15 protein-coding genes are annotated in these 12869 nt (G+C 66.1%); 11 read left to right on the forward strand and 4 right to left on the reverse strand.

The features are described 5' to 3' along the window. Nucleotides 1-27: 27 nt before the first annotated feature. Genes ABE422_RS10880 through ABE422_RS10890 form a run of 3 tightly spaced genes read left to right on the forward strand, consistent with a single transcriptional unit; the run spans nt 28 to nt 1953 of the window. Nucleotides 28-855, forward strand: a complete 828-nt coding sequence (locus ABE422_RS10880) for a DUF4852 domain-containing protein (protein WP_346482952.1) — start codon at nt 28-30, stop codon at nt 853-855. 29 nt (nt 856-884) lie between these two features. Beyond that, on the forward strand, nt 885-1226 hold the full coding sequence (locus ABE422_RS10885) for a hypothetical protein (protein ID WP_346464434.1): 342 nt from the start codon (nt 885-887) through the stop codon (nt 1224-1226). A gap of 10 nt (nt 1227-1236) precedes the next feature. Then, the gene (locus ABE422_RS10890) at nt 1237-1953 is read left to right on the forward strand and encodes a hypothetical protein (protein WP_313211057.1); all 717 of its coding nucleotides are present in this window, start codon (nt 1237-1239) and stop codon (nt 1951-1953) included. Nucleotides 1954-2009: 56 nt separating this feature from the next. Here ABE422_RS10890 and yegS read toward each other — a convergent pair whose 3' ends face one another. The 4 genes from yegS to ABE422_RS10910 form a co-directional block, all read right to left on the reverse strand. Next, nucleotides 2010-2942, reverse strand: coding sequence for a lipid kinase YegS (gene yegS / locus ABE422_RS10895; RefSeq protein ID WP_346465890.1), 933 nt, complete (start codon nt 2940-2942; stop codon nt 2010-2012). Nucleotides 2943-3213: 271 nt separating this feature from the next. Further along, a complete protein-coding gene (locus ABE422_RS10900) occupies nt 3214-3696 on the reverse strand; it encodes a GNAT family N-acetyltransferase (protein WP_313211079.1) in 483 nt (160 codons plus the stop codon). Nucleotides 3697-3708: 12 nt separating this feature from the next. Beyond that, nucleotides 3709-4386 carry a ribulose-phosphate 3-epimerase gene (gene rpe / locus ABE422_RS10905; RefSeq protein ID WP_070426117.1) on the reverse strand — a complete coding sequence of 226 codons (678 nt, stop codon included), beginning with the start codon at nt 4384-4386 and terminating at the stop codon, nt 3709-3711. Between the two features lie 42 nt (nt 4387-4428). Continuing rightward, a complete protein-coding gene (locus ABE422_RS10910) occupies nt 4429-4758 on the reverse strand; it encodes a DnaJ domain-containing protein (RefSeq protein WP_123730837.1) in 330 nt (109 codons plus the stop codon). A gap of 143 nt (nt 4759-4901) precedes the next feature. Here ABE422_RS10910 and ABE422_RS10915 point away from each other — a divergent pair, with 143 nt between their 5' ends. The 8 genes from ABE422_RS10915 to ABE422_RS10950 all read left to right on the forward strand — a co-directional run bounded on the left by ABE422_RS10915 (nt 4902) and on the right by ABE422_RS10950 (nt 12787). Further along, on the forward strand, nt 4902-5828 hold the full coding sequence (locus ABE422_RS10915; RefSeq protein ID WP_019185298.1) for a phosphoribosylaminoimidazolesuccinocarboxamide synthase: 927 nt from the start codon (nt 4902-4904) through the stop codon (nt 5826-5828). A 179-nt stretch (nt 5829-6007) separates the two neighbouring features. After that, entirely contained in the window at nt 6008-6490 is a 483-nt protein-coding gene (locus ABE422_RS10920; protein ID WP_121040632.1) for an Mpo1-like protein, read from the forward strand. Nucleotides 6491-6849: 359 nt separating this feature from the next. After that, a complete protein-coding gene (locus ABE422_RS10925; protein ID WP_313211055.1) occupies nt 6850-9678 on the forward strand; it encodes a monovalent cation/H+ antiporter subunit A in 2829 nt (942 codons plus the stop codon). Continuing rightward, nucleotides 9678-10061, forward strand: coding sequence for a Na+/H+ antiporter subunit C (locus ABE422_RS10930; RefSeq protein WP_019185295.1), 384 nt, complete (start codon nt 9678-9680; stop codon nt 10059-10061). The genes ABE422_RS10925 and ABE422_RS10930 overlap by 1 nt, the downstream gene beginning before the upstream one ends. Further along, nucleotides 10058-11593: a monovalent cation/H+ antiporter subunit D gene (locus tag ABE422_RS10935; protein ID WP_123729955.1), complete on the forward strand. Its 1536-nt coding sequence runs from the start codon at nt 10058-10060 to the stop codon at nt 11591-11593. The genes ABE422_RS10930 and ABE422_RS10935 overlap by 4 nt, the downstream gene beginning before the upstream one ends. After that, nucleotides 11590-12096, forward strand: a complete 507-nt coding sequence (locus ABE422_RS10940) for a Na+/H+ antiporter subunit E (RefSeq protein WP_313211054.1) — start codon at nt 11590-11592, stop codon at nt 12094-12096. Before ABE422_RS10935 ends, ABE422_RS10940 begins: the two co-directional genes overlap by 4 nt. After that, nucleotides 12093-12377 carry a K+/H+ antiporter subunit F gene (locus tag ABE422_RS10945; protein ID WP_070472350.1) on the forward strand — a complete coding sequence of 95 codons (285 nt, stop codon included), beginning with the start codon at nt 12093-12095 and terminating at the stop codon, nt 12375-12377. Before ABE422_RS10940 ends, ABE422_RS10945 begins: the two co-directional genes overlap by 4 nt. After that, nucleotides 12374-12787 (forward strand): Na+/H+ antiporter subunit G, encoded by a 414-nt coding sequence (locus tag ABE422_RS10950; RefSeq protein ID WP_123729953.1) that lies wholly within the window; start codon nt 12374-12376, stop codon nt 12785-12787. Before ABE422_RS10945 ends, ABE422_RS10950 begins: the two co-directional genes overlap by 4 nt. Nucleotides 12788-12869: the final 82 nt, after the last annotated feature.

Here is a 12869-nt window from a genome sequence, read left to right on the forward strand (position 1 = left end):
CCATCCCATCACCACGTCAAGGACGCCATGGCCCTCTCCGCACTGCAATCACTTTCCACCGCACTCACCCTGTCCCTGCTGCTTGTCGCCTGCAACGGCAAAGACGATGCAGCACCCCCGAGCGCCGATAACGACAGCAACACCCCTGCGGCCGAGGGTCAGGCAAGCGCAGATAAAACGGCACGCACCCCGCTTCCCCAAGCCGACCTGGCCAAGCCGCTGACTGAGTATCGCAAGTTGGATAGCGGCCAACAGGTGATGTTTCTTTATGCCGCCACGTCCAAGCTGCCGACGGATTTCGACACGATGGCCAGCCTCGCCTCGCAGGAATACCGCGGCACGGCCGATACCTTCCGCCGCAAGGACCTGATGGTGGCGCTTCGCCCGCAGCTCGAACAGGGCATCGCAGACGCGGGCCGCTCGCCGTATTTCTGGAGCGAACTGGAGGATGCCGACCTGCAGGCCTATGACTTCGAGCGGAAGGGCTTCCCGGTCGGCGAATTCAACGGCGGCAAGTATCGCTACTTCATGGACATTCCGGAGTACACCTACACCTGGGGCAACTCTGCGCAGGTTCAGCTCGCCCCGGTCGCTGACGAAGCGGTTGCCCGCGAGCTTGAAGGGCTTCGTAGCCGATGGAACAGCAAACCCCGGCTGCGGACCTACTTCTTCGTCCAGTCTGTGGATCTGAACCAGCGACGCCTCAATGCGTACGTCACGCACGTCCAGCTTCTGGACCGCAGCGGACGCGTCCTGGCGTCCTACTCGCCCGATCCGGCGGTGGCAGCGCAGCCAGCGGAAGAGGATCCGTGCGTTTCGCCGGAGGACTGCGCACGGCGTGCTTTGGGCAGCTGATCGTTTCGGAATCCACAGGGGAATCATCCATGAATCAACTCAATGAAAGCGACGTCCAGAACGCGCTGCAGCAGCGCCTCGTGCGCGAGGAAGCCGGGCGTCGCGCAACCGAAGGCCTGATGCGCACGGCCAGGACGCTGCGATGGATCGGCTGGGTCTGCGCTCTGGTGCCGATCATCGGCATCGTCGGGGTGGTGCTGTTCCTGCTCAGCACGATCCTGTGTTTCGCCTATGCGCAAAGCAAGGGGAACCCCGATGGCATCAAGCAGTTGTTGATCACCTTGGCCAGCCTGTTCGCTGCGGGCATCGTCTGGGTGCTGGTCAATCTCACCGTGCTCGGCCTGTTTGGCGCAGCCATGTCCATGCATTGAGGATCTGCACATGAACGGAATCACCTTGAAGCAGTCGCTGCTGTCGGCCGCTGCCGCGGCAGCATTGCTGGCCGGTCAGGCCGTGCCTGCCCACGCACAATCCGCCGACGCGCTCCGTCGTGAGAACGCACAGCTGCGTGCCCAGCTGGAAGCGTTGAACCAACGCTGCGGCGTGCCGGCGCCCGACGACACCGGCGCACTGGAGCGATTTGGCGATATCGAAGCGCGTCTGGATTCGATCCGGGCGGGTGAGCGGGGACGCGGCACCATGCAGGTCACGGTAACCATGACGTTGCGCAACGTGTCATCGCAGCCAATGGTATTGAACTACGAACACGGCAGCTTCAACGCGACCGACAGCAATGGCTATGGCTATCGCCTTTTTGGCGGCCAGGGCAAGCACAACGTAAAAGGCATCCCTATCGCCTCCGGCAACCAGGTCGACCCAAGCTTCACCTTGTTGCCGGGTCGATCAAGCCCGGTGACGTTCATCGCGCAGAGAGTCATGAGCGAAGGGCAGACGGTGGGTAACCGCTTTGACATCAGCTCCTCCTTCGGCCAGTACCAGGACCTGGGCCAGGGACGACTGCGACGGATGCAGACATTCCCCGTTTCCTTCAAGGATCGCTCAGTCACGTCGGGCGGCATCGCGACGGGTCTCGGCGGGCGCACCGATCAGACGGTTGAGAACGCGGCCGGCAGGTTGTTGGATCGCCTGTTGAAGTGAGCCGGGCCCGGCAGGCGCCACCACGCGCCAGCCGTATGCAGAACGGCCGCTGCGACTCAGGCTCTGGACAGCAGCGGGCTGTCCAGCGCCACATGCAGGTTCACCCGCCCCGGCACGCAGTCGATGCGGAAGTGCCGGGCCTGGACCGGCTCGCCATCCAGATTGAGCGTCAGCGGCACCTCGGCCTCGATCTCCACCCACGGCGCCTGCACACGTTCGGCCACCTGCTCCAGCGCGCCGCGCTTGCCGCCCTTGACCAACGCGGCAAAGGTCGAGGCGACCTCCCCGCTCAGCTCGGGGATCACCGTGATATCGAGCAGACCGTCATCAATCAGAGCCTCCGGGCACAGTACCTGCCCGCCGCCGGCCTGGCGGCCGTTGCCGATGCCCAGCGCGATGAAACCACCGGCCCACTCGAACCCCGGCGCCCGGACCCGCGCCTGGATCGGATCGATCCGGCCCAGCCGCGATACCCCGGTGACCAGGTAGGCCAGGCCGCCGAGCACTTTCTTCAAGCCCTCATCGGTCTCCACCGTGACCTCGGTGCCGAAGCCGCCACTGGCCACGTTCGCGCACCACCACACTTTGCCATCGGCATCGATGCGCAGCAGATCGACCGGGCGTGTGGACGCCTGCGCGATCAGCTCCAGCGCCGCCAGCGGTTCATTGGGAATCTCCGCCGCGGTGGCGAAATCGTTGGCCGTGCCCAGCGGCAGCAGCCCCAGCGACGGCAATGCATCGGCGGCCTCTTCCCGGTGCGCCAGTGTCTCGGCCACCTCACTGAGGGTGCCATCACCGCCGGCCGCAATGATTGTATCGACCCCATGCGCGATCGCCTCGGCCACATAGCGCTCGGCGTCGCCCGATTCCCAGGTCACCCGTACCTCCAGCTGCACGCCGCGCTCACGCAGCGCCGCGACCGCCTCGCGCACATCCTCATTGCCGGTGGCCTTGCCGTTGAGGATCAAACGCCAATGGGGACGGCTCATGCGGTACTTCCAGGGAGTGGGGAAGCGAAGGCTAGCAGCGGACGGCGTGGCCGCCGGTGAACGTCATCAAAGCGTCACCGATCCCCCGGAGAATGGAAGGCCATAGCAAGGAAGATGGATGGAGGCAGGATCAGCCTCCCGCTATTCCCAGGGCCGCATCAGCAATGGTGCGGTCTTTTTTTTGACCCGCCAGAAGCGCAGCCGACCAACGGTCGGCACTACCGGGCTGGGTTGGCTGCGGCAGCCGACCAACGGTCGGCTCTACGGGTGCTCAGCCTTCGGCGAAGGTCCGCAACGCCTCGCCTTCCATCCGGTACACCGTCCACTCGCTTTGCGGCTTCGCACCGGCGGCCTGGTAGAACTGGATCGCCGGTGCATTCCAGTCCAGCACAGACCACTCGAACCGGCCGCAGCCTTCGGCCACCGCGATCCGTGCGATGTGCTGCAGCAGCGCCTTGCCGGCACCGCTGCCGCGGCGCTCCGGGCTGACGTACAGATCTTCCAGGTAGATCCCGTTGCGGCCCAGCCACGTCGAGTAGTTGTAGAAATACACCGCATACCCGATCGCCACGCCATCGGCTTCGCAGATCAGCGCATGCGCCTTCGCCGCCGGTCCGAACAGGCTCGCGCGGATGCCCGCTTCGTCGGTCTGCACCGACGACTCGGCCTTCTCGTAGATCGCCAACTCGCGGATGAAACGCAGGATCAGCGCCGCATCCTCGGCGGTGGCCACGCGGATGGTCACGGCAGCCACCGGTTCCATGGCTCAGCCCCGCGCCGCGGCGACGTTGCCGCGCATCTGCGCGATGATGTCCTGGTAGCTGGTCTTCGCATTGAAGATCGCCGAGCCGGCCACGAAGGCATCGGCACCGGCGGCGGCGATCGCCCCGATGTTGTCGGCCTTCACCCCACCGTCGATCTCCAGGCGGATGTCCTTGCCACTGGCATCGATCTTCTTGCGGATCGCGCGCACCTTGTCCAGCGCCGACGGAATGAACGCCTGGCCGCCGAAACCCGGATTGACCGACATCACCAGCACCAGGTCCAGGTCATCGAGCACCCAGTCCAGGATGTCCACCGGCGTGGCCGGATTGAGCACCACGCCCGGCTTGCAGCCCAGCGAACGGATCAGCTGGATCGTGCGGTGCACGTGGCGGCTCGCCTCCGGATGGAAGCTGATGTAGGTCGCGCCGGCCTCGGCGAAATCCGGAATGATCCGGTCCACCGGCTCCACCATCAGATGCACGTCGATCGGTGCGGTCACACCGTGCTTGCGCAGCGCCTGGCAGACCAGCGGGCCGATGGTCAGATTCGGCACGTAATGGTTGTCCATCACATCGAAATGCACCCAGTCGGCGCCGGCCGCGAGCACGTTGTCCACTTCCTCACCCAGGCGGGCGAAATCGGCGGACAGGATGGAGGGGGCAATGATGCAGTTGGACATGGCCGGGGCCTTCGGGAGGTGGAAAGGGGGCGCCGCGCGGACTCAGCGCTTGCGCAGGGTCTTGATGCGGTCGTAGGCGGCATTGAGCTGGCGCGACTTGCGCTCGGCCTGCTGGCGCAGCTCCGGCGCCGCGCCGACCACCTTGTCCGGGTGGTACTGGGACATCAGCCGGCGGTAGGCCAGGTCGATCTCGGCATCGGTCGCCTCGGAGGTCAGCCCCAGCTCGCGGTAGGGGTTTTCCCTGTTCAGCCGGAACCAGTCGGCATCGAAGGCATGCCCCAGCAACAGCCCGACCACGGCACCGAACAGCGGATTGGGCCTGAACAACAAGGCGCCGGCGATGAATCCGAGCAGTTTTCCGTACCAGCGCATGGTGGTCTGGGCAGCCAAGGCGACAAAGGATCCTCATTTTACGTCACAGCGGGCCCAACCCGCTTTACACTAGGCCGCCCGCTGTCTGTGCGGGCCCTCCGGGTCCCCTGGACAGCTGTCATGACGAAGCCTCAGGAGTGCCCGTGCCGACCACGTTGTTGCAATCCGATCTCCCCGGCCTGCCCTTGCGCCATCGCGGCAAGGTGCGTGATGTTTTCGACATTCCGCGCGACCGGCTCCCCGCCGGCACTCCGCCGGGGGACTACCTGCTGATGGTCGCAACCGACCGTCTGTCAGCCTTCGACGTGGTGCTCCCCGATCCGATCCCCGGCAAGGGCGAGATGCTCTGCCAGGTCTCCAACTTCTGGTTCGCCAAGACCGCGCACCTGATGCCCAACCACCTGACCGGCATCGATGTCGCCAGTGTGCTGCCCGAGGGTGTCGATCCGGCCCTGTACGCCAAGCGCGCCGTGGTCACCCGCAAGCTCAAGCCGGTTCCGGTCGAGGCGATCGCCCGCGGCTACCTGATCGGCAGCGGCTGGAAGGACTACCAGCGCACCGGCAAGATCAGCGGCATCGAGCTGCCCGACGGCCTGCGCCAGGCCGAACAGCTGCCCGAACCGATCTTCACCCCCTCGACCAAGGCCGCCGTCGGCGACCACGACGAGAACATCGATTTCGATGCGATGGTGAAGGCGGTCGGTGCGGACCTGGCCGAGCGCGTGCGCGACGCCACCCTGCGCATCTATGCCTTCGCCGCCGATTACGCCCGCGAGCGCGGCATCATTCTGGCCGACACCAAGTTCGAGTTCGGTACCGATGCCGATGGCCGTCTGTACATCATGGACGAGATGCTGACCCCGGATTCCTCCCGCTACTGGCCGGCTGACGAGTACGAGGTGGGCACCAGCCCGCCGAGCTACGACAAGCAGTTCGTCCGCGATTACCTGGAAACGCTGGACTGGGGCAAGACCGCCCCGGGCCCGAGCATCCCGGCCGAGATCATCGAGCGCACCCGGGCCAAGTACGCCGAGGCGCTGCAGCGCCTGGCCGGTATCTCGGTCGACTGATTCGCCTGCGCCCCCGGCCGTGATGGCCGGGGGTCCCGGCCGTAGAGTCGACCGCTGGTCGACTGCCGCGGACGTTGGTGGCCTATCGCGTGCAGCACGAGGGGTATCGTCTGGGTGAGAGCAAGCCGACCAACGGTCGGCTCTACGGGCGGTATGCTCTGCAGATCCTGGGAGGGAACATGGCCACCACCACCGTCGCACGCCCGATCGACCGCTATTTCGCCAGTTATTCCGACGATCACCGCAATGCGCTGAACCAGCGCATCCACGTCGTGGCCGTCCCGGCGATCGCGTGGTCGGTGATTGCCCTGCTGTGGTGCCTGCCGCCGCTGATCACCTGGTTCCAGAACGGGATCTGGGCCGGCCTGGCGATGTTCGCCGCCTGGTGCTTCTATAACCGCCTCTCGCGCACGCTGGGCTACGGCATGCTGGCGTTCTTCTTCGTCAGCGGCTGCGTCTGCCGGCTGCTGGAAGCCGAGATCGGCCTGGTCAACCTGTTCTGGCTGGCCCTGGGGGTCTTCGCCGTGGCCTGGGTCGCGCAGTTCATCGGCCACAAGCATGAAGGCCGCAAGCCGAGCTTCCTGACCGATCTGGTCTACCTGCTGATCGGCCCGCTGTGGGTCCTGGCCAAGCTCTACCGCCGGATGGACTGGCGCTACTGACCGGTTTTTCCTGAACGAGCGAGGACGCTCACCGGCACTCCACGCCGGACCGTCCAGCATCGTCCGCAGTGGCCTTTCGAGCGACGGTCACCGTTCATCTTCGTGCACGCCCACGCGGTCCCGCAGCCCCTGTGACGACTGGTTCCCGAGCCGATTCGACGGGCGCCGGGAGGCCACACTCGGCAAAGTCGCCAGCGGGTCTCCATACGGCGGCCGACGCGCCCGAATGGGGCCACGCGCCGCCCTGAAAAAATGAATCAGCGCACGTTACATGCAATTGAGGGCGTATTCGGGTGTATCGGCAGCAATTGCCTGCCTGTTAGACTGAACGACCTGCTCGTGAATCCCGCATTCCCTGCATGAATCCTAGTCTGCTCCTGCTGCTCGCCCTGCCCTTCCTGATGGCAGTGGCCGTCGCTTCATTCCGCCGCACCTCCCGCTCCACGGCCGCCTGGGTAGCCGCGGCCGCTCCGCTGGGAGGACTGGCGCTGTTGGCGACGATGACCCCGGCCATCATGGACGGCGGGATCGTCCGCAGTTATGGGGAGTGGATACCGCAGATCGGCCTGGCCTTCTCACTGCGCCTGGATGGCCTGGCCTGGATGTTCGCCGGCATGGTGCTGGCGATCGGTGCACTGGTGGTGATGTACGCCCACTACTACCTCAGTGCCCGCGACAGCGCCCACCGCTTCTACTGCTACCTGCTGCTGTTCATGGGCGCCATGCTGGGCATGGTGCTCTCGGGCAACCTGTTGCTGTTGATGGTGTTCTGGGAAATGACCAGCATCAGCTCGTTCCTGCTGATCGGCTTCTGGTCGCATCGCCAGGATGCCCGCGAGGGGGCCCGGATGGCCTTGGTGGTCACCGGCGGCGGCGGTCTGGCCCTGCTCGGCGGCGTGCTGCTGATCGGTCGCATCGTGGGCAGCTTCGAACTGGATGCCGTACTCGCCGCGGGCGATCTGATCCGCGCCAGTTCGCTGTACCCGTATGCCCTGTTCCTGGTCCTGGCCGGCATCTTCACCAAGAGCGCCCAGTTCCCGTTCCACTTCTGGCTGCCGCACGCGATGGCCGCGCCGACCCCGGTCTCGGCCTACCTGCATTCGGCGACGATGGTCAAAGCCGGCGTGTTCCTGCTGGCCCGGTTGCACCCGGCGCTGGCCGGCACCGATCTGTTCTTCTATACGGTCAGCGGCATCGGGGCGATCACGCTGCTGATCGGCGCCTGGAACGCGATCTTCCAGCATGACCTCAAAGGCCTGCTGGCCTATTCGACGATCTCCCATCTGGGCCTGATCACCATGCTGTTCGGCCTGTCCACACCGATGGCGGTGGTGGCCGGCGTGTTCCACATCCTCAACCACGCCACCTTCAAGGCGTCGCTGTTCATGGCTGCGGGCATCATCGACCACGAGACCGGCACCCGTGACATGCGCAAGCTGGGCGGCCTGCGGCGGTTGATGCCGATCACCAGCGCGCTGGCGATCATCGCCTCGCTGGCGATGGCCGGTATTCCGCTGCTCAACGGCTTCCTGTCCAAGGAAATGCTGTTCGCCGAAGCGCTGACCGCGGGCGGTCCGGAAACCATGCGCGTGGTGATGTCGATCGCCGCACTGCTGGCCGGCGTGTTCGGCGTGGCCTACAGCCTGCGCTTCGTGCACGACACCTTCTTCGGCAAAGGCCCGCATGATCTGGACCGCGTCCCGCATGAGCCGCCGCGCTTCATGAAGGTGCCCGTCGAGATCCTGGTCGTGGTCTGCGTGGCCGTCGGCGTCGCCCCGGCGATCACCATCGCCCCGGTGCTGCACGCGGCCGCCTCCTCGATCCTCGGCGCGGCGATGCCGGCCTACAGCCTCTCGGTCTGGCATGGCTTCAACACCCCGTTGATGATGAGCATCGCCGGCGTCATTGGCGGTATCGCGCTGTACTTCGGGCTGCGCCGCCTGATCAACCTGCATGCGGTGGTCAGCCGCAGCATCGGCCGCAACCTGTTCCACAAGCAGCTGGACCTGGTGTTCGGCTTCGCCCACCGGCTCACCCAGGGCCTGGCCAACGGCAGCCTGCAGCGCATGCTGATGGCGCTGGTGGTGGTGGCGATCATCGTCGCCGCCGCACCGTTCGTGGCCAATCCGGCGTCGCCCAACTGGCCCTCGCCGCAGCCGATCCCACTGCTGGGCTGGGCGCTGTGGCTGGTGATGATGGCCTGCGCGCTGGGCGCACTGTTCGTCTACCGGCAGCGCCTGCTGGCGGTGCTGGTGGTCGGCGGTGTCGGCCTGATGGTCTCGCTGACCTTCGTGTTCCTCTCCGCGCCCGATCTGGCCCTGACCCAGCTGCTGGTGGAGATGGTCACCCTGGTGCTGATGCTGCTGGGCATGAACTACCTGCCGATCCAGTCGCCCCCGGAGAAGTCGGTCTGGCGCAAGCGGCGCGATGCGGTGATCGCGATCGTCGCCGGCGGCGGCCTGGCCGCGATGGCCTACACCGCCATGACGTTGCCGCCGAACACCATGGCCGGCGAGCTGCTGGCGCGTGCGCTGCCGGAGGCGTATGGGCAGAACGTGGTCAACGTGATCCTGGTCGACTTCCGTGGCTTTGATACCTTCGGTGAGATCACCGTGTTCGGCATCGCCGCGCTGGTGGTGCACGCCATGCTGCGCCGCTCGCGGATGGCGCCGGAACAGATCATGCCCGGCCCGCCGATCAAGCTGCCGGTGCCGGCCGATCTGGCCCAGATCATGTTCCCGCTCACCCTGACCGTCTCGATCTTCCTGTTCCTGCGCGGCCACAACGCGCCCGGCGGCGGCTTCATCGCCGGCCTGGTGCTGGCCGTGCCGCTGCTGATCCAGTACGTCATCCAGGGCACCACCTCGGTGGAATCGCGCTTCGGCTTCGATTACATCCGCTGCATCGGTGCCGGTCTGCTGATCGCCATCCTCAGTGGCTGCGCGTCGATGCTGTTCGGCGTGCCGTTCCTGACCAGCGGCCATCTGGACCTGCACATTCCGCTGATCGGCGAGGTACCGCTGGCCAGTGCGATCGGCTTCGATACCGGCGTGTACCTGGTGGTGTTCGGCGGCGTGATGCTGATGCTCTCGATGATGGGCACGATCAAGCCCTCGCGCACCCGCAATGCCCGTAAAGGCGAAATCGATCCCAACCGCCGTTCGGCAAAAACCGGGGAGATGCACTGATGGAACTGGCTCTGGCAAGCGCCATCGGCGTACTGAGCGCGATCGGCATCTACCTGTTGCTGCGCGCGCGCAGCTTCGATGTGATCCTCGGCATGACCTTCCTGTCGTATGCGACCAACCTGCTGATCTTTGCCGGCGGTCGGCTGGTGCAGGGCAAGGCACCGGTGCTGCGTGAGGGCATCGACAGCGACCTGGGCAACTACACCGATCCGCTGCCGCAGGCGCTGGTGTTGACCGCCATCGTGATCGCCTTCGCGATGACGGCAGTCAGCATCGTGCTGGCGATGCGCAGCCGCAGCGACAACCACAGCGACCACGTGGACGCGCACGAAGAAGAAGAGCTGCCTGCCGATACCGCGCCGGGCCGGGAGGGCGGCGCATGAATCATGCGGTGATCCTGCCCATCCTGATTCCACTGTTCGGCGCGGCCTGCTCGCTGTTCGTCGAGCATCGCCGCTACGGGCCGAAGGTGCAGCGCACGGTGGCGTGGACCACGCTGACCGCGCTCGCCGCGGCCGTCGCGCTGCTGTTCGCGCAGACCGCTGACGGCAGCATCGCGGTGTACCTGCTGGGTGACTGGCCCTCGCGCCTGGGCATCGCGCTGGTGGCCGACCGCCTCTCGGCATGGATGCTGGTGACCACGCTGCTGCTGGCCATCCCCTGCCTGCTGCACGCCTGCTCGGGCTGGGACCGGCGCGCGCCGCACTTCCATGCGTTGTTCCAGTTCCAGCTGGTCGGCCTCAACGGCGCGTTCCTGACCGGCGATATCTTCAATCTGTTCGTGTTCTTCGAGGTGATGCTGATCGCCTCCTATGGCCTGCTGCTCAGCGGCGGGCGCGGCCTGCGCATGCGCATCGGCCTGCACTACGTGGTGTTCAACGTCACCGCCTCGACCCTGTTCCTGATCGCACTCGGCCTGCTGTACGCCTCGCTGGGCTCGCTCAACATGGCCGAACTGTCCCAGCGCATCGCTGAAGTGCCGGCCTCGCACCTGACCCTGGTCAAAGCGACCATGGGGCTGTTGCTGCTGGTGTTCTGCAGCAAGGCCGCGCTGATGCCGCTGTATCTGTGGCTGCCCGAAGCGTATGCGCGTGCGCCGGCGGCGGTGGCGGCGCTGTTCGCGATCATGACCAAGGTCGGCCTGTACGCGGTGTTGCGGGTCAGCACGCTGTGGTTCGGCGAGGGTGCCGGACCGATGGCCGGCTACGGCAGCCAGTGGCTGCTCTGGGCCGGTGTGGCCACCCTCGTGCTGGGCGGCCTGGGCGTGCTCGCTGCGGCACGCCTGCGCGTGCTGATCTCCTACCTGGTGGTGGTCTCGGCGGCGACGCTGTTCATCGCCTTCTCGGTGCGTACGCCCGAAGTGCTCTCGGCCGGCCTCTACTACCTGCCGCACAGCACCTTCGTGGCCGCCGCGCTGTTCCTCATTGCCGATCTGATCCGCCGCCGCCGCGGCGGTGCCAGCGATCGCAAGGAAGTCATCGCGCCGATGCCGGGCAAGGAAACGCCTGCGGTGCTGTTCCTGATCGGTGCGGTGTCGGTCGCGGGCCTGCCGCCGCTGTCCGGCTTCCTGGCCAAGGCTGCGCTGCTGGCCGGGATGCCCGCGCAGTACACCTGGGCGGTGTGGGCCGCCGTGCTGGGCAGCAGCCTGATGGTCATCGTCGGCCTGACCCGCGGCGGCATCCGCCTGTTCTGGCGCGTGCCGGTGGTCGAAGAAGGCGCACCCAAGCCGCGCAAGGCACCGACGCGCACCGTGGAATTGTTCGCCGCCGCGCTGCTGCTCAGCTATGGCATCGCGATGAGCGTGTTCGCCGGCCCGCTGATGCAGCACACCGATGCGATGGCCACCCAGCTGCTGCAGCCCCAGGACTACGTGGGTGAACTGCGCGCCACAACGCCGGAGATCCGCCAGCCATGACCGGCAAGCCTTCCCTGTACAAGCGCATCCTGCCCTCGCCCTCGCTGAGCGTGATGGTGGTGGCGTTCTGGCTGTTGATGTCCGACAGCTTCACCCTGGGCCAGTTCGTGCTCGGCATGATCCTGGGCGTGGTGGTGCCGCTGTTCGCCGCCCGGCTGGACCGCGAGTTCGCGCGGATCGGCTCGCTCAAGCCCCTCCCCAAGCTGTTGTTCGTGACCCTGTGGGACATCCTGATCTCCAACATCCGGGTCGCGATCCAGGTGCTGGGGCCGGAGCGCCGCATCCACCCCGGCTTCATCTGGCTGCCGCTGGATATCGCCAACATCCACGGCATCGCCGCGTTGACCAGCATGATCACGTTGACCCCGGGCACGGTGTCGGCGGCCTTGTCCGATGACCGCAGGTATCTGCTGGTGCACGTGCTGCATCTGGATGATCCGGATGCGCTGATCCGGCAGATCAAATCCCGCTACGAAGCCCCGCTGATGGAGATCTTCCCATGACCGGATACATGTTCATCCAGACCACGATGGTGGTGTGCATGCACGTGGTCGGCCTGGCCATGCTGCTGGCCACCTGGCGCCTGCTGCGCGGCCCCACCGTGCCCGATCGCATCCTTGCGCTGGACACCTTGTCGGTGACGGCCATCGCTGAACTCATGTTGTTCGGCATGTACCTCAACTCGGCGGTGTACTTCGAAGCGGCGCTGATCATCGCCATGCTCGGCTTCGGCAGCACGGTGGTGCTGAGCAAGTTCGTGCTGCGCCGGGACATCGTCGAATGATCACCTTCATCCAGATCGTGCTGTCGATCCTGCTGCTGTTCGGCTGCTTCTTCATCCTGGTCGGCGCGCTCGGCCTGGTGAAGCTCTCGACCTTCTTCAAGCGCCTGCACGCCCCGACCAAGGCCAGCACGCTGGGCGTGGGCTGCGTGCTGGTCGGCTCGGTCTGTTACCACATCTTCCTCGGCGAAGACCCGCAGCCGCGCGAACTGCTGATCACCGTGTTCCTGTTCATCACCGCACCGATCAGTGCGCACATGATGGCCAAGGCCGCGTTGTCGCTGCTGATGGAAACCCGGCCGGACCTGCCGGGCCACAAGACCGCCAAGGAAGAACAGCTGCCACCGCCGGAGCCGCGCCATCCGGGCGACACCGAGGGTGCCGAGGCACCGGTTTCCCGGGACAGCCAGTAGAGGGGCCCGGGTGGGGGGGGGGCGGTCATTGGGGGAGGGGACGCCGCCAACCCGCGGCGGGTCTACACGAAACACTGCACCC

Source organism: Stenotrophomonas sp. TWI1151 (assembly GCF_039673135.1).
In the GTDB taxonomy this organism is placed as follows: domain Bacteria; phylum Pseudomonadota; class Gammaproteobacteria; order Xanthomonadales; family Xanthomonadaceae; genus Stenotrophomonas.

Coding starts and splice junctions, on each gene's coding strand:
- ABE422_RS10880 (WP_346482952.1), top strand. CDS start 28: ATGGCCCTCTCCGCACTGCAATCACTTTCCACCGCACTCACCCTGTCC.
- ABE422_RS10885 (WP_346464434.1), top strand. CDS start 885: ATGAATCAACTCAATGAAAGCGACGTCCAGAACGCGCTGCAGCAGCGC.
- ABE422_RS10890 (WP_313211057.1), top strand. CDS start 1,237: ATGAACGGAATCACCTTGAAGCAGTCGCTGCTGTCGGCCGCTGCCGCG.
- yegS (WP_346465890.1), bottom strand. CDS start 2,942: ATGAGCCGTCCCCATTGGCGTTTGATCCTCAACGGCAAGGCCACCGGC.
- rpe (WP_070426117.1), bottom strand. CDS start 4,386: ATGTCCAACTGCATCATTGCCCCCTCCATCCTGTCCGCCGATTTCGCC.
- ABE422_RS10910 (WP_123730837.1), bottom strand. CDS start 4,758: ATGCGCTGGTACGGAAAACTGCTCGGATTCATCGCCGGCGCCTTGTTG.
- ABE422_RS10920 (WP_121040632.1), top strand. CDS start 6,008: ATGGCCACCACCACCGTCGCACGCCCGATCGACCGCTATTTCGCCAGT.
- ABE422_RS10925 (WP_313211055.1), top strand. CDS start 6,850: ATGAATCCTAGTCTGCTCCTGCTGCTCGCCCTGCCCTTCCTGATGGCA.
- ABE422_RS10930 (WP_019185295.1), top strand. CDS start 9,678: ATGGAACTGGCTCTGGCAAGCGCCATCGGCGTACTGAGCGCGATCGGC.
- ABE422_RS10935 (WP_123729955.1), top strand. CDS start 10,058: ATGAATCATGCGGTGATCCTGCCCATCCTGATTCCACTGTTCGGCGCG.
- ABE422_RS10940 (WP_313211054.1), top strand. CDS start 11,590: ATGACCGGCAAGCCTTCCCTGTACAAGCGCATCCTGCCCTCGCCCTCG.
- ABE422_RS10945 (WP_070472350.1), top strand. CDS start 12,093: ATGACCGGATACATGTTCATCCAGACCACGATGGTGGTGTGCATGCAC.
- ABE422_RS10950 (WP_123729953.1), top strand. CDS start 12,374: ATGATCACCTTCATCCAGATCGTGCTGTCGATCCTGCTGCTGTTCGGC.